This window comes from Amycolatopsis sp. ATCC 39116 (assembly GCF_000231075.2).
Classification (GTDB): domain Bacteria; phylum Actinomycetota; class Actinomycetes; order Mycobacteriales; family Pseudonocardiaceae; genus Amycolatopsis_E; species Amycolatopsis_E tucumanensis.
This window is the reverse complement of record NZ_AFWY03000001.1, coordinates 199,659-214,187: the sequence shown is the minus strand read 5'-3', so window position 1 is coordinate 214,187 and position 14,529 is coordinate 199,659. Positions and strand designations below refer to the sequence as shown.

Below are 14,529 nucleotides of genomic sequence, written 5' to 3'. Positions count from 1 at the left end.
ACTTCGAATGACGAACCTGGCCACCCTGCTCACCGGCACCGCCGCCGAGCACCCCGACCGCACCGCGATCGTGTTCGGCGACCACCGGATCGGCTACGCACAGCTCGACGGCGCGGCCAACCAGGTCGCGAACCTCCTGGTGCGCCACGGCGTGCGCCCGGGGGACAAGGTCGCGTTGTCCTGCCCCAACCTGCCGCACTTCACGATCGTCTACTTCGGAATCCTCAAGGCCGGCGCGACCGTGGTGCCGCTGAACGTGCTGCTCAAACCCCGTGAAATCGCCTACCACCTCAGCGATTCCGGCGCCGTCGCCTACTTCGCCTTCGAGGGCACCGCGGACCTGCCGATCGGCGAGTGGGCAGCGGAGGCTGTCTCGGAGGCCTGCTCGCTGTTCGTCCTGCCCGCCGCGGCGGCCCCGCCCTGGGCGGACGAGCCCACCGAGTTCGACACCCTCGACGTTGACGACGACGACACCGCGGTCATCCTCTACACCTCGGGCACCACCGGACGGCCCAAGGGCGCGGAACTGCGGCACCGCAACATGCGTGACAACGCGCTGGCCGGCCGGGACCTGTTCGCCGCCGACCCGGCGAACCCGGACATCTACCTGTGCGTGCTGCCGCTGTTCCACTCGTTCGGGCAGACGGTCGTGCAGAACGGCGCCATCGCCTTCGGCGGCACCATCGTGATGCTGCCGCGGTTCGAGCCGAGGGCCGCGCTGGGGTTGATGCTCCGGGAGACCGTGACGTTCTTCGCCGGCGTGCCGACCATGTACTGGGGGCTGCTGGGCGCGCTGGACGAGAGCGTGGACGTGTCCGCGCTGGCGGCTCGCCTGCGCGTGGCGGTGTCCGGCGGCTCGGCGCTGCCCGGCGAGGTGCACCGGGCCTTCCGGGACCGGTTCGGCGTCACGATCCTCGAAGGCTACGGCCTGTCGGAAACCTCGCCGGTGGCGTCGTTCTCCGTCTACGGCGAGGAACCCCGCGTCGGATCGATCGGCGTGCCCATCCCGGGCGTCGAGATGAAACTGATCGACGACGACTGGTCCGAGGTGCCCGGCGGGGTCGGCGAGATCGCCATCAAGGGCCACAACGTCATGAAGGGCTACCTCGGCCGCCCCGAGGCGACCGCCGAGGTGCTCCGGGACGGCTGGTTCCGCACCGGCGACCTGGCCCGCAAGGACGCCGACGGCTTCTACTACATCGTCGACCGCGCCAAGGACCTCATCATCCGCGGCGGCTTCAACGTGTACCCGCGCGAGATCGAGGAGCTGTTGATGACCCACCCGGCGGTCTCACTGGCCGCCGTCGTCGGCATCCCGGACGCGTCCCACGGAGAGGAAATCAAGGCGGTGCTCGTCCGGGCCAAGGACTCCGACGACATCACCGAGGCCGACATCGTGGCCTGGTGCAAGGACCGGCTGGCCGCCTACAAGTACCCACGGGTCGTCGAGTTCCGCGACGCGTTGCCGATGACCGCGACGGGCAAGATCCTCAAGCGGGAGATCTGAGCACTTGACTAGGCTCGGATCGTGACCGCGAACGAGCCCGACGCGAGCCTCGTCGTCACCCTGCCCTCACCATTGGTCGCACTCCACGACGACCGCTTGGCGCCCCACGGCATCCGCGTCCACCTCAAGCGCGACGACCTCATCCACCCCGAGCTGCCCGGCAACAAGTGGCGCAAGCTCAAGTACAACCTCGCGGCAGCCCGCGAGCAGGGCCACACCCGCCTGCTGACGTTCGGCGGGGCGTACTCCAACCACCTCCGGGCGGTGGCCGCCGCCGGGCACCACTACGGCTTCGAGACCGTCGGAGCGGTGCGCGGCGAAGAGCACCAGCCGCTCAACGACTCGTTGGCCTACGCCGTCAGCCGGGGGATGCGCCTGACCTACCTGGACCGGACGACGTACCGGCGCAAGACCGAGCCGGACGTGCTGGCCCGGCTCACCGACGAGTTCGGTCCCTGTTACGTCGTGCCGGAAGGCGGCAGCAACGGCCTCGGCGTGCGCGGTTGCGCCGAGTTGCCCGCCGAGATCGACACGGATTTCGACGTCATCTGCTGCGCGTGCGGCACGGGCACCACCCTGGCCGGGATCGCGGCCGGACTGACCGGAGACCAGCGGGCGCTCGGCTTCGCGGTGCTCAACGGCGGCCGCTTCCTGGACGACGAGGTAAGGCACCTCCAGCAGGAAGCCTTCGGCCGCGACACCGGCAACTGGGCCATTGATTACGACTTCCCCTTCCGCGGATACGCCAAGCGCACGCCCGAACTCGACGCCTTCACGCGCGACTTCAAGGCCCGTCACGGCATCACGCTCGACTGGGTGTACGAGGCCAAGATGATGTACGGCCTGTTCGAGCGCATCGCCTCGGGCGCGTTCCCGCCGGGCACCACCGTCGTGGCGGTGTTGAGCTGACGGGGCAGGCCTTTGTCGTGGTAGGCCCGCTGGGCCTTCTTCGCCAAAGTCCAGCCACATGCCATTCGTGCGGCGCCCCGCTGGGTTGACCGCCATCTGCACCGTGCCGTGGTACGTCGCGCCCTTGTAGTAGCCGGTCAGAAAGGTTTGTTCCCGCCAAGTTCCGGTGGCGACGAATTTGTCCACGCCAGCTCCAGGCGTGACCCCAAAGCCGCCCAGGCCACCGGCGACACCACCTGACGGGGCGAGGTCACCTACGACTGCATGGCGAACCCGCGGGAGATTCCGGCTGGCTAAGAGGTGTCCGGCAGGCCGCGCGTGCGTTCTTGGATCGCGAGGAGCTTCCGGCCTAGCCGCGGTCCGGATCACTTGACAGCAGTAGTAGCCAGCCGCCGACGTGGTCGGGGGCTGGCATGGCCGTCGACGCCGCGCTCGCGCTGCGTGGCGCCGTCGCGAAGGAGGAGCGTCGGAAGCCGTGCTCGAAGTCGGCATCCCCCGACGGCCATACCGATCGTCGGGGGATCGGTGCTCGGGAAGTCCCGGTCAAGGTTGTGTGCATCTCATGAGTGCCCTGGCAAGAGCACCCAAGGAAGGGAACAGGGCGGACCAGCGGTGCCAGGTTGGGGTGGTGCCACAGCACTACCGCGCGGCGCGAGCCTGCGCTGGCTCGACGAGGCGATCGCCGGACAGCAGCGTGCCGGCCTGCTTGACGTGCCGCAGTACAGGTGAGACCTCCATGCTCTGCAGCCCGGCCAAGGACCCGAGGCGATCAGAGGTGAATTCGTACAGTTCGTCGAGGTCTCGGCAGTGTGCGACGGCGTGGATGTTGTGGGGCCCGGAGATGGCCGCCGCGAAGGCGATCTCGGGTTCCTGAGCAAGTGCGCGTCCGGTGTCCTTCACCGCCGACGGATGCACACGCAGCCACAGGTTCGCCCGAGCGTGATAGCCCAGAGCGGCCGCGGCGATCTCGACGTCGATGTGGACGACGCGGCGCAGGAGCAACGCGTGAAGGCGGCGTGATACGCGTCCCGGAGTGGAGTCCGCCGCGGTGGCGAGGTCGACGAGACTGGCGCGTCCGTCCGTGGCAAGAGTGTTGAGAATCTTTTCGTCCTCAGCTGTGAGGCGCACGGGATCGCGGGTGACGACCGGGGATTCGGTGAAGGGGGAGCCGCCGCTGCCGAGCACGGCTTCCTGCTCTGGGGACAGCGTGCCCTGCAGGGCGGCCCAGTAGTGACCGCGGCCTCCCACGAACTGACGCAGCATGGCGAAGGCGTTGATGTCGAGCACCGCCGCTGTGCGCGGAAGTCGCCGGCCGAGCAGGTCATCGCGCTGTTCTTGAGTCCGTGACTGGGTCGCGCAGGTGATTTCGCAGCCTGCTGCGGTCAGGGCTACCCAGTTGACATCCGCACGTTTGGCGAGCGCGTCGGCGATCGCTTCGACGCTGCCGGGGCGGCAGCGGAGTCGCACCAGCCACCTGCTCTGCGCCAGCGCCCCCGGGTTGACCACGCCAGTGACGCGGATGACGCCATCAGCACACAGACGCCGGTACCGGCGGTTGACGGCGCCTTCGGTGAGGCCGAGCGCTACCGCTATCGAGGCGAAAGAAGCCCGCGGGGCGATCTGCAGCGCACGAATGATTCGCACATCATCGGGCTGGACAGCGACGGACTCGGACATCGAGGAGCCGGACACGAGGAGAATCCTACAGATTGACCTTCTCGGCTGCCCCTGACGGCATCGCGGCGGACAGACTTGCGACGCACAGCAGAAGAGCCACAGCAGCATCACCGGCCGATGCCGCCCAAGGTCGCGGTCACGGAATCACGACGTGAGCTCACCAGACAAGAACGGAGATGACGCTGGATGTCATCGACTGTCCCCAGCCAGAACGCGCCTACCGCGCTCGTCATCGGGGCCTCGCGCGGCCTCGGCCACGCGATGGTGGCCGAATTCCTCGACCGGGGTTGGAGCGTCATCGGCACGGTCCGTGACACCACTGCCCGGACGCCCCTGCACGATCTCGCGGACCGAGCCGGCGGGCGCGTCACCGTCGAGCATCTCGACATCAATCAGCCCGACCACCTGGCGCCCCTGCACCAACGGCTCGCGCAACGCCGGCTCGACCTGCTCTTCGTCAACGCAGGCACCACGAACAACGAGCAGACGCCGATCGGCGCGGTTCCGACAGCCGATTTCGTCGAGGTGATGATCACCAACGCTCTCAGCCCCATGCGCGTCATCGAAGCGCTCGAAGATCTCGTATCCCCCACCGGACTTATCGGGGCGATGTCGTCCGGGCAAGGCAGCATCACGAACAACACGACCGCAGGCCGCGAGGTCTACCGGGGAAGTAAAGCGGCCCTGAACATGTTCATGCGCAGCTTTGCGACCCGCCAGGCCGAGACGCAGCGCGCCTTCGTCCTGATGGCGCCAGGCTGGATTCGCACCGCGCTCGGTGGGCCGGACGCACCGTTCACCATCGAGGAGAGCGTCCCGCTGTTGGTGGACGTTCTGCTGTCGAAGCTGGGCGCTCCAGGTCTGGCGTTCCTGGACCGCTGGGGACAGACCGTGCCCTGGTGAGCCGTGCCGATTGACCACTGGACGTACGCCCTGGCCCTCCTCGCGGCCCTCGTAGCGGTTCGTCATCACATCTCACACAAGAGATAGGCAAGGACGGGATGCCTCTCATCGCTGTCGAAGAACACTGGAACATGCCGGATCTGATGTCCGCCCTTCGCGCTGTGCCGCACCGTGACGAAAGCCTTGCCTTCAACGAGATGGACGACAATTTGGAACGTTTGGAGGACCTGGGGGCCGGCCGCATCGCGGCCATGGACACTCAGGGCATCGACGTGTCGATACTCGCTCTGACACCGCCAGGAACCCAGCCGCTGCCGCCCAGGGAGGCCTTGGCGCTGAGCCGCGCTGCGAACGACTTGGCCGCGGCGGCCGTCGCCCGGAATCCGGCCCGGTTCCGTTCGTTGTCCACGCTGCCCATGTCATCGCCGAAGGACGTCAGCGGCGAGCTCGAAAGAGCCGCGAGCATGGGGCACGTGGGCACCATGGTCTACGGCCGGTCAGGAGACCTGTTCCTGGACGACCTCGCCTATGATGACTTCTTCTCTGCCGCGTCGGAACTCGGCCAACCCGTGTTCGTCCACCCTCAACTGCCATCGCCGGCCGTTCGTGACGCTTCCTACCGCGGATTCGATCCCATGACCGATCTCGCCCTGGCCACTTTCGGCTGGGGATGGCACTTGGACGCCGCGACCGCGGCACTGCGGCTGATCCTGCGAGGCACCTTCGACCGCCATCCCGGCCTCCAGGTCGTGCTCGGCCACTGGGGAGAGATGCTGCTGTTCTGGTTGGACCGGGCCGACAGTCTCTCCCGCGTCGCCGGCTTGCAACGATCGGTGTCCGACTACATCCGGTCGAACTTCTTCATCACCACCTCCGGCATGCTCAACCCGGCGCTGCTGCACCACGCCCTGTCCGTGACCACGATCGACCGGTTGATCTTCTCCACCGATTACCCCTTCCAACGCCCGACCGCAGACGACGTCAACTCCTTCCTGCGGCACTTCTCCTCCGATAGAGCCCGCGAGAAGTTCTCCTCGGCCAACGCGGCATCGTTGTACGGAATCGACATCATCTGATGCGAGGCCGGATACCTCTTCGCCGGTCTCCGAGGCGCTGGTGCTGTGGACGACCACGAACGGCTCCGGCGCCGCCCACAAAACCGCCGACGAGTTCCGTGCGCGGCTGTCAACCGTGGCGGTCAGGGCGGTCGGCGGCGTCGAACTTGGAGCAGTTGTGCTGGACCTGGGGCATGTGCTGCTCGGCCCACGCTCGCAGGCCCCGCAGCGGCGCGACGAGCGTCGTGCCCAGGGCGGTGAGTCGGTAGTACACCCGTGGTGGCTTGCTCGCCTCGACCCGACGATCGACAAGTCCGTCTCGTTCCAGCGATCTGAGGGTCTGCGCCAGCATCTTCTGCGACACACCGGCCATCTCGCGCTTCAACTCGGCGAACCGCAACTCGCCGTCGGCGGCGGCCAGCGACAGCACCGCCATGGTCGTCCAGCGCGACCCCACCCGGTCGAGCAGGAGCCGCGTCGGGCACAGCGGATCGAACAGGTTCGCCTGACCAGAGGCGGTTACCGTGGCGTCACCTGGTGTCGGAGAAGTGCCTTCTTTGCTGCTCACGATAAGTCTCCTATGGTTACCACGTTTCGGATCATAACCACGGAGAGTGTCTGTGCACCAGCTGGCGCCACCACCTCACCTTCCCGGCGCGACCGCGCATCGGATACCGATCGACGGGGTCGAACTCGCCGCGGAAACGCTCGAGCATGGGCCGGCCGTGCTGCTGTGGCACGGCGGCGTCCCGCACACCCGCGCGATCTGGTGCGACGTCGCACCCCGGCCGGCTTGGACGTCCTCGGTGATCGGGAAGCGCACGTCGTCGGCACCGATCTTGGTGTCGCTCACCCAGCACCTGCTCGATGGTCCGTCTGAACCCCCCTCAACCGTCGTCCCGACCATGAACAAGCGTATGGAGCAGACATGAGCCGCCAGCAGCGAGAGGCCATCCGGCAGCTTCGCGAGTCGTCACCCCTCGATCTCGGCGGTGCGGTCCACGAACAGCGCGTCCTGTTCGAGCAGGTGTTGTCCCACCACCCTGTCCCCGAGGACGTCATCGTCACCGAAGTCCGCTACGACACGGTCTCCGGTCTCCTGGTGGAAATTGCGAACCAGGCCAGTGCCGGTACCGTCCTGTACTTCCACGGCGGGGCGTATGTCCTCGGGTCGGCACGCAGTTCCCTGGGGATCGTCGCCGACCTCGCGCGCCGGTCACACACGCGGGTGATCACCATCGACTACCGCTTGGCTCCCGAGCATCCCGCCCCTGCCGCTACCGACGACGCGGTACGCGCCTACCGGGCGCTGATCGACTCCGGCGACGCGCGACGGGTCGTGGTCGCCGGCGAATCGGCCGGTGGCGGGATCGCACTCGGGCTGCTGGCTGCTCTGTCCTCGGCCGGCGATCCGATGCCCGCCGCGGCATTGCTGTTCTCGCCGTGGGTTGATCTCACGCTCAGCGGCGACTCGATGACGACCAGGGCCGAGGCGGACTTCATCGTCAACCGCACCGCCCTCGAACGCCGTGTGCGCGACTACGTCGGTGACGGATCCAGGGCGGAACAGCACAGCCCGCTGTTCGCGGACCTCCGCGACCTGCCGGCCACACTGATCCAAGTCGGCTCCCACGAGGTGCTGCTGGACGACTCCACCCGGCTCGCAGCACGACTCGTGGCGGCTGACGTGTCGGTGACGCTCGACGTCACCGCTGAGGCGACACACGTCTTCCAGTCGTTCGCCGCCTCGTGGGACGAGGCCGACGCCGCCATGACACGCGCAGGCACATTCGTCCGCACCGCGCTGGCACCGTGAGCAGCAGGCCGGCCGTCCGCGCCCTCCCACCGGTCGCCGACCCGGACGAGGACTCCGCTCGCGCTGATCGAACACTCGGTGGGTTCGGGGGAGAACGAACACCATCGCCTGAACCGAGGCGATCACGGTAGCTGTCCAGCTGGGCGGCCGCCGACCTGATGCTTCGCTGAAAGGGATCGGAACAAGGCGAGTGCCACCCAGCGGACGCCCACATAACGGGCCTCACCTTGCAGGTCCCTGTCCCGTTGCCGGGGCGTCCGTTTTCGGATGCGCGGGCGGTGGTGGAGGGAATCGTTCACCGGTACCGCTGTGAGCTCGGGTGGCGGGATGTGTCGGCGGTGTTCGGGCCGCAGACGATCCGAAACATGGCACCGTCGGCTGGCCGGGATCGAGCCGCCTGGCCACGCCATCGGCCGCTCAGCGGCGGCTGGACTACCTGAGCATGTGCCGGAGCTACAGCGTGTTCCTATCGCCCAGGACGGGACCGAGTGCGGTTCTGGACAATCTCAAGACTCACCCAACAGCTGGTTTCATGATGAAGTCGGCAGCTTGCGGTAGCAGATGAGGACGCAGGCCAGGTGCATGAGGCCAAGGTGGATGTCGGCTCGGTGTTCCCAGCGGATCCGTAGACGCTTGAACTGGTGCAGCCAGGCGAACATCCGCTCAACTACCCATCTGGTCTTGCCGAGACCGGTGCCGTGAGCGGTGTTCTCGCGAGCGGTTCGCGGGACGATGCCTTTGTCTCGCAGGGTCTTGCGGTGATGGTCGTAGTCATAGCCGCGGTCGCCGTAGAGCCAGCGCGGGCGCTGACGAGGCCGGCTGCGTTTCCCCCGGATCACTGGAAGCGCCTCGACCACGCCCGTTGATCGGGCTCGGCTCGGTTCCAAGCACCATGTGATCACCGACGGCAACGGTATTCCGCTCGTGGTGTCTGTTACTGGTGGCAACCGGCACGACAGCACGCAGCTCATACCGCTGCCACAAGATCGTCATGCGCATCTGCTCCCGCGTCCTGGTACTTCCGGCACAGGACTTCCCGGGGTCCGGATCGTCGACGGGGTCATCCATCAAACAATTCCGTCGCGCCTCGGGGTTTCGATGTATTCGAAGACGGCTCCGTCCGCGTGCCGGGCGATCATGCGTGCGCCGTTGGGTCCGGGGGAGGGGATTTCCAGGATCTCCCCGCCACTGCCCGCGACGAGTGTCCTGGCCGCGTCGATGTCTTCCACCAGCAGGGTGGCGGTCCGGCGAACCCGGGCCAGTTCGGCGGTGGGGCCGGCAAGCAGGAGGAATCGCCCCACCCAGGCCAGGTCGATGTCGCCGGAGCGGAACCGTGTCACGTCGTCCGTGCCGGCGAGCGCGCGGTAGATCCCGAGGGCGGAGTCCAGGTCGTCGACCTCCACGCGAACCAGCGCGTCATGGACGATCCGCATCGTCTTCTCCTCGCGTGTAGGCCTGTTGGATGTGATCGACGGCTTCGAGCAGCGCCGGCCGCATGGTGTCGACGAGCGTGGACTCGCTCACCCGGTCGGCGTGGCTGGAAATGCCGATGGCGGCGACGATGGTGGACGTCGTGTCGCGGACCGGGGCCGCGATCGAGCGAACGCCGGCCTCGCTGCCGGTCGTGAGCCACCCGGTTCGCCGCACGGTGGCGATGTCGGCCCGGAGTGTCGCGGGGTCCGGCTGATCATCCGGTGTGCCCGACCGGCCCGCGGCCAGGTAGCCGTCCAGCCACTCATCGGGTTTACCCGCGAGCAGTGCTCGCCCCAGAGCGCTCCGGTGGGCGGGCGCCGCGCTCCCGATGGTCGCGATGGCGGCCATCAGGCGATTGCTGGGCACGTGCGCGACGTGCACGGCCTGGTCCCCGTCGAGCACGGCCATGGAAACCGGCTCGTTGAACCGCGCTGACAGGCTCCTCAGATGGGGCAGCGCGATCCGCGGAAGCCGCAGCGCCTCGAGGTAGGCGTTGCCCAGTTCCAGCACGGACGGATGCAGCCGGAACTGCTGGCCGTCGGCGCGCAGGTAGGCCCGCGCGAGCAGGGTGTGGAGGAAGCGCCGGGCGGAGGCCCGGTCGAGGCCGCTGGCCTTGGCGACCTCGCTGAGCGTCATCGCGGTCTGTTCGGGCCGGAACGCCCTCAGCACGGCGAGCCCGCGTTCGACCGAAGCGAGGACTTCCGGTTCTGCTCGGTCTTCGGCCATTCCGCTCGCCTGCCCTTCTGGCTCGCGTGCGCGCTTTGCGCACAATCGTGCACCAATATAGCCCCCCTGGTTGAACGCAGAACCGGTCCTTGAGTTTCGCGATCGAGCTAGTCATACTCGGGCGCTATGAGAACGAACGTGCGCAGAGGGCGCAACCAGTGAGGGCGGCCGTGACCACAGGCCCGCTGCGCGTTGAGATCCAGCGACGGCCGGTCCCGACGGCCGGCAACGGCGAGGTGCTGGTGTCCGTCGAGTCCGTCGGGGTGTGCGGTACCGACGCGCACATCTGGGCGGGTGAGTACCCGGCCGCGTCGCTGCCGCTCGTGCAGGGCCACGAAATCGCCGGCCGGGCCGGTGACGACTTGGTGGTGGTCGAACCCGCTCTGTCCTGTGGCCGCTGCTACGCCTGTCGGAATGGCCGGCCGAACGCCTGCGCGCGTAGCTCGGTGCTCGGCGTGCATCTCGACGGCGCGCTGACCGAGACGATCGTGGTGCCTGCGGACCGGGTCCACGCCGCGCCTGGCCTGACGGCTCCGACCGCGGCGATGGTCGAGCCCACCGCGATCGCCTTGCAGGCCGTGGCGAGGTCGCACGCCCGAGCGGGAGCGTTCGCCCTGGTGCTGGGGTGCGGGCCGATCGGCCTGCTGGCGGCACGTGCACTGGCCGATCGCGGCGTGCGGGTGGCCGCGATCGACCGTGAACCTCACCGGGCGGAACGGGCCCGGCGGTTCGGTGCCGAGTTCGCCCGGGCGGCCACCGATGGTGCGGGGGTGGAGATCGTCGAGTGGGCGGAACGCGAAGGGCCATCGGTCGTCATCGAGGCGACCGGGGCTCCGAGCGCGCTGGCCACCGCGCTCGACCTGGTCGTCAGCGCCGGGCGGGTCGTCGCGGTCGGGATTTCCACCGCGGAGGCGCGGCTGTCGATGAGCTTGCTGCCCTACAAGGAGCTCGACCTGGTCGGCAGCCGGAACAGCCGGGCGTTGTTCCCGGCGGCGATCGACTTCGTGGCCAGGCACCGGACCCTCGTCGAGAACCTGATCACCCACCGGTTCGCACTCGAGCGAGTGCCGGAAGCGTTCGTGCTCGCGCACGACGGGGATCCGAACCTCGGCAAGATCCTCATCGAGGTGGCCGGACATGGCTGAGCCCCGGCTGGCGTCTCCGCTGCGACTCGGTCCGGTCAGGTTGCGCAACCGCGTGGTCGCCGCCCCGATGGAACGCAACTACTGCGACCGCAACGGTGTGCCGTCAGACCACTACGTGCAGCGCGTCGCCGCGGTCGCGGCGGGCGGGACGGCACTCGTTTACGCCGAGGCCTCCTATGTCCGTGCCGACGGCCGGGTCCGGCCACGCCAGCTCGCCGTCGACGAGGACGCCGCGATCCCGGGGTTGCGGAGGCTGGCCGACGCCGCGCACGGGGCGGGCGCGCTGTTCGGTGTGCAGCTGGTGCACGGTGGGCGGATCGCCAGATCCGCTGTGAGCGGGTACACGCCCGTGGCCCCGTCGCCGGTCGTCGCCGAAGTGGTGCAGGGCGATCTGCCCACCGAACTCGACCACGACGACATCGCGGACCTGGTGTCCCGCTTTGCCGGGGCCGCGAGCCGCGCCGCCGAGGCGGGTGCGGATGTGATCTCGCTGCACGCGGCCCACGGCTACCTGCTCGCGCAGTTCCTGTCGCCGAGGACGAACCGGCGCGCTGACGAGTACGGCGACCCGGCCCGGTTCCTCGGTGAGGTGATCACGGCGGTGCGGGCAGCCGTACCCCGCACCGCAGTCGGTATCCGGGTCTCCGCCCACGAGGGGCTGCCGGACGGCCTTGACGCCGAATCCACGATCGCCATCCTGGCGCGGGCCGGTGTGTCCGCACTGGACTTCGTCGACGTGTCCGCGGGCTGCTACGAGGCGGGGCAGTGGATCACTCCCTCCGGTGAGTTACCACGAGGTCTCAACGCGGAAACGGCCGCCGGCTTCCGGCGGCTGGGCCCGCCGGTCGGTGTCGCGGGCCGGATCGTCGACGAAGCGACCGCGAACCGGATCCTCGTCGCCGGGCAGGCCGACTTCGTCACGCTCGGTCGCGCCCTGCATGCGGATCCACAGTGGACGAATAAGGTGCTCGCAGGCCGGCGCCCGCGTCCCTGTATCGCCTGCAACTACTGCGCAGATGCGTTGCGCACCGGCGAACCCGTCGGATGCGCCGTCGCGCCCGAGGCCGCGGGGCCGCTTCCGGTCGCGGCGACCGCGACCCGGCGGGCGGATGACGTCCTCGTCGTCGGGGCAGGACCTGCCGGGCTGGAGGCGGCACGAACCGCGGCCGCGCTCGGTTACCGCGTCAGGCTCGTGGATCGCCGCCCGGCGCTGGGCGGGGCGTTCGGACTCGCCGCACGGTTGCACGAGTACCCCGAGTACCCGCGCGTCATCGACTGGTACCGCGAGCAACTGGCCATGGCAGGTGTGGCGATCGAGCTGCAGACCGATCTGTCGCCCGCCGATATCGCCGCGCGGCCGGAGACCACCGTCATCCTCGCGACCGGAACGGCCAGGACGGTGCCCGACGTGCCGGGCGTCTCGCCCGCACGGCCCCAGGACCTGCTCGACTGGCTCGCGACGGGGCTGGACCGCGAACCCGACGACGAGTACGTCGTGTGGGGAGCGGATCGCGACGGTACGGCCGTCGCCGACCACCTCGCGGCCGCGGGCGCCAAGGTGACGCTCATCGGCGCCGAACCGGAACCCGCGTCCGACGTCGGTGCCAGAGCGAAGGTGCTGCCGCTGGCCAGGCTACGCGGCAACGCAAGGGTCCGCCTGGTCATGGACACGGTGGTGACCGCGATCGAGCCGGACCGCGTCCACATTCGCGACATGGCTGGGAACACCGGGGTGCTGGCCGCGCCCGGCCCCGTCCTGGCTTCGGTAGATGGCGGTGACCCCGGCGGCTTCGCCGCCGAAGTCCGCGCCGTCGCACCAGAGAAGACCGTGCTGGCGGTCGGCGACGCCGCCGGCCACGGCGGCTGGTCGGCGCTGGCCGTCCGGCACGCCGCGGTGACGATCCGACGACTCGCAGGAGGAACTTCCACATGACATCACTGCCCCAGTTTTCGGCGGAGCGCACCGTGCGGGTGCCGGACGCGGAGCTCCACGTGCGGACCACGGCCGACGTCGTCGTCGCAGGCGGAGGGCCCGCCGGGTTCTGCGCCGCGATCGCCGCGGCCCGCGCCGGTGCCAAGGTGGTGCTCGTCGAACGCGGGCCGTTCCTCGGCGGCACCGCGACCGGTGCGATGGTCGCGAGTTTCATGGGCTTCTACTGGCGCGATGTGCTGGTCGGCGGCGGAATCGGCAAGGAGATCACCGAGCGGCTCGTCAGCGCGGGTGGCGCTACCGGCTTCACGCCCTACGTGCTGGCCGAGGCCAGCGAGACCCCGCTGCGGGTACGCACCTTCCCCTTCGACCCGGAGGTGCTCAAGCTGGTTCTGGACGACATGGTGCGCGAAGCGGGGATCGAGGTGCGGTTGCACACCCAAGCCGTCAGCCCGGTCATGCGGGACGGCGCGGTGCACGGCTTGGTGACGCAGGGACTGTACGAACCGGAGGCGATCAGCGCACCGGCGGTCGTCGACGCGACGGGTAACGCCGTGGTGAGCCGTCGTTGCGGGTGCCGCACCGAGAACTCGGCAGAGGACCGGCGCGAACGCCAGCCCATGACGATGATGGCTCGTATGTCCAATGTGGATACTCAGCGGTTCCGGGCACTCGACAGGACCGAGAAGCGGCGGCTGGCCAGGCTCGGGGTCGAGACCGGTGAACTGGCCCAGCAGCTGCTGTCGGTGGTGAGCGCTCCCCACGGTAACGACGCGTTCATCCTGATGACCAGGGTCACCGGTCTCGACGGAGCGGACAGCCAGGACCTGACCCAGGCCGAAATCGCCGGCCGCCGGCAGGTGTCTTCCGTGCTGTCCTTCCTGCGGCGCGCCGTGCCCGGATTCGAACGTGCTCACCTCTCGGCACTCGCGCCCTGGATCGGAGTGCGGGAGACGTGGCGGATCGTCGGCGACTACCTGCTCACCGAAACGGATGTCGTGACGGGGACCCAGTTCTCCGACGCCATCGCGCAGGCGGGCGGTCCGCTGGACGTGCACGACAATGCCAGCGGCCTCCGGCTCGTCGAACCGCCCGCTCCGTTCTCAGTGCCCTACCGCAGCCTCCTGCCGCAGGAGGTCGAAGGCCTGCTTGTCGCGGGCCGCTGCTTGTCCGCGACCGAAGCCGCGATGGGCGCGGCGCGGCACATGGGCACCGCCATGGCCACCGGTCACGCCGCCGGTGTCGCGGCCGCGCTCGCCGCCGACGTCGGTGTGCTCCCGCGCCTCGTACCCGCCGACCGGATCCGCGCGGTGCTGCGTGGCCAGGGCGCGATCGTCGATCCGCCACCGCTGGCCGCGCCGCTTCCCGAAAAGACCCGCTCCTGACCC

14 protein-coding genes and 1 pseudogene are annotated in these 14,529 nt (G+C 69.0%); 10 read left to right on the top strand and 5 right to left on the bottom strand.

Features of this window, described 5'->3' with window-relative positions; translation table 11 throughout:
• Positions 1-7 precede the first annotated feature (7 nt).
• Together AMY39116_RS0301165 and AMY39116_RS0301160 are read left to right on the top strand one after the other, a co-directional pair.
• A complete protein-coding gene (locus AMY39116_RS0301165; protein WP_020415877.1) occupies positions 8-1,507 on the top strand; it encodes a long-chain fatty acid--CoA ligase in 1,500 nt (499 codons plus the stop codon).
• A 21-nt stretch (positions 1,508-1,528) separates the two neighbouring features.
• Entirely contained in the window at positions 1,529-2,416 is an 888-nt protein-coding gene (locus AMY39116_RS0301160; RefSeq protein ID WP_020415876.1) for a 1-aminocyclopropane-1-carboxylate deaminase/D-cysteine desulfhydrase, read from the top strand.
• A gap of 639 nt (positions 2,417-3,055) precedes the next feature.
• Here the strand turns inward: AMY39116_RS0301160 and AMY39116_RS0301155 are convergent.
• The gene (locus AMY39116_RS0301155) at positions 3,056-4,108 is read right to left on the bottom strand and encodes an Lrp/AsnC family transcriptional regulator (RefSeq protein WP_020415875.1); all 1,053 of its coding nucleotides are present in this window, start codon (positions 4,106-4,108) and stop codon (positions 3,056-3,058) included.
• A 171-nt stretch (positions 4,109-4,279) separates the two neighbouring features.
• Between AMY39116_RS0301155 and AMY39116_RS0301150 the strand changes: the two genes are divergently transcribed.
• Positions 4,280-4,996, top strand: a complete 717-nt coding sequence (locus tag AMY39116_RS0301150; RefSeq protein ID WP_020415874.1) for an SDR family NAD(P)-dependent oxidoreductase — start codon at positions 4,280-4,282, stop codon at positions 4,994-4,996.
• Between the two features lie 98 nt (positions 4,997-5,094).
• Positions 5,095-6,072: an amidohydrolase family protein gene (locus AMY39116_RS0301145; RefSeq protein ID WP_020415873.1), complete on the top strand. Its 978-nt coding sequence runs from the start codon at positions 5,095-5,097 to the stop codon at positions 6,070-6,072.
• 109 nt (positions 6,073-6,181) lie between these two features.
• Here AMY39116_RS0301145 and AMY39116_RS41965 read toward each other — a convergent pair whose 3' ends face one another.
• Positions 6,182-6,550, bottom strand: a complete 369-nt coding sequence (locus AMY39116_RS41965) for a helix-turn-helix domain-containing protein (protein ID WP_039791116.1) — start codon at positions 6,548-6,550, stop codon at positions 6,182-6,184.
• 121 nt (positions 6,551-6,671) lie between these two features.
• Here AMY39116_RS41965 and AMY39116_RS0301135 point away from each other — a divergent pair, with 121 nt between their 5' ends.
• Entirely contained in the window at positions 6,672-6,983 is a 312-nt protein-coding gene (locus AMY39116_RS0301135) for a hypothetical protein (RefSeq protein ID WP_020415871.1), read from the top strand.
• On the top strand, positions 6,980-7,867 hold the full coding sequence (locus AMY39116_RS0301130) for an alpha/beta hydrolase (protein WP_020415870.1): 888 nt from the start codon (positions 6,980-6,982) through the stop codon (positions 7,865-7,867). The genes AMY39116_RS0301135 and AMY39116_RS0301130 overlap by 4 nt, the downstream gene beginning before the upstream one ends.
• A 530-nt stretch (positions 7,868-8,397) precedes the next feature.
• Here the strand turns inward: AMY39116_RS0301130 and AMY39116_RS45155 are convergent.
• On the bottom strand, positions 8,398-8,706 hold the full coding sequence (locus tag AMY39116_RS45155; protein ID WP_369794287.1) for a transposase: 309 nt from the start codon (positions 8,704-8,706) through the stop codon (positions 8,398-8,400).
• Positions 8,707-8,722: 16 nt separating this feature from the next.
• Between AMY39116_RS45155 and AMY39116_RS46735 the strand changes: the two are divergent.
• Positions 8,723-8,845: pseudogene (locus AMY39116_RS46735) on the top strand (transposase); the annotation flags it as partial.
• Positions 8,846-8,934: 89 nt separating this feature from the next.
• On the opposite strand, the gene AMY39116_RS0301120 reads toward AMY39116_RS46735, so the two are convergent.
• Positions 8,935-9,300 (bottom strand): glyoxalase/bleomycin resistance/dioxygenase family protein, encoded by a 366-nt coding sequence (locus AMY39116_RS0301120; protein WP_020415868.1) that lies wholly within the window; start codon positions 9,298-9,300, stop codon positions 8,935-8,937.
• A complete protein-coding gene (locus AMY39116_RS41960; RefSeq protein ID WP_020415867.1) occupies positions 9,284-10,066 on the bottom strand; it encodes an IclR family transcriptional regulator C-terminal domain-containing protein in 783 nt (260 codons plus the stop codon). The genes AMY39116_RS0301120 and AMY39116_RS41960 overlap by 17 nt, the downstream gene beginning before the upstream one ends.
• 170 nt (positions 10,067-10,236) lie before the next feature.
• Between AMY39116_RS41960 and AMY39116_RS41955 the strand changes: the two genes are divergently transcribed.
• The 3 genes from AMY39116_RS41955 to AMY39116_RS0301100 are packed head-to-tail and all read left to right on the top strand — an operon-like array spanning position 10,237 to position 14,526.
• A complete protein-coding gene (locus AMY39116_RS41955; protein ID WP_020415866.1) occupies positions 10,237-11,211 on the top strand; it encodes an alcohol dehydrogenase catalytic domain-containing protein in 975 nt (324 codons plus the stop codon).
• Positions 11,204-13,144 (top strand): FAD-dependent oxidoreductase, encoded by a 1,941-nt coding sequence (locus AMY39116_RS0301105; protein ID WP_020415865.1) that lies wholly within the window; start codon positions 11,204-11,206, stop codon positions 13,142-13,144. Before AMY39116_RS41955 ends, AMY39116_RS0301105 begins: the two co-directional genes overlap by 8 nt.
• Entirely contained in the window at positions 13,141-14,526 is a 1,386-nt protein-coding gene (locus tag AMY39116_RS0301100) for an FAD-dependent oxidoreductase (protein WP_020415864.1), read from the top strand. The genes AMY39116_RS0301105 and AMY39116_RS0301100 overlap by 4 nt, the downstream gene beginning before the upstream one ends.
• The last annotated feature ends 3 nt before the right edge of the window (positions 14,527-14,529 follow it).

Excerpts from the sequence above, each read along its gene's own strand:
- AMY39116_RS0301165 (WP_020415877.1), top strand. The coding sequence starts at position 8 with ATGACGAACCTGGCCACCCTGCTCACCGGCACCGCCGCCGAGCACCCC.
- AMY39116_RS0301150 (WP_020415874.1), top strand. The coding sequence starts at position 4,280 with ATGTCATCGACTGTCCCCAGCCAGAACGCGCCTACCGCGCTCGTCATC.
- AMY39116_RS0301145 (WP_020415873.1), top strand. The coding sequence starts at position 5,095 with ATGCCTCTCATCGCTGTCGAAGAACACTGGAACATGCCGGATCTGATG.
- AMY39116_RS0301130 (WP_020415870.1), top strand. The coding sequence starts at position 6,980 with ATGAGCCGCCAGCAGCGAGAGGCCATCCGGCAGCTTCGCGAGTCGTCA.
- AMY39116_RS0301120 (WP_020415868.1), bottom strand. The coding sequence starts at position 9,300 with ATGCGGATCGTCCATGACGCGCTGGTTCGCGTGGAGGTCGACGACCTG.
- AMY39116_RS41960 (WP_020415867.1), bottom strand. The coding sequence starts at position 10,066 with ATGGCCGAAGACCGAGCAGAACCGGAAGTCCTCGCTTCGGTCGAACGC.
- AMY39116_RS0301105 (WP_020415865.1), top strand. The coding sequence starts at position 11,204 with ATGGCTGAGCCCCGGCTGGCGTCTCCGCTGCGACTCGGTCCGGTCAGG.
- AMY39116_RS0301100 (WP_020415864.1), top strand. The coding sequence starts at position 13,141 with ATGACATCACTGCCCCAGTTTTCGGCGGAGCGCACCGTGCGGGTGCCG.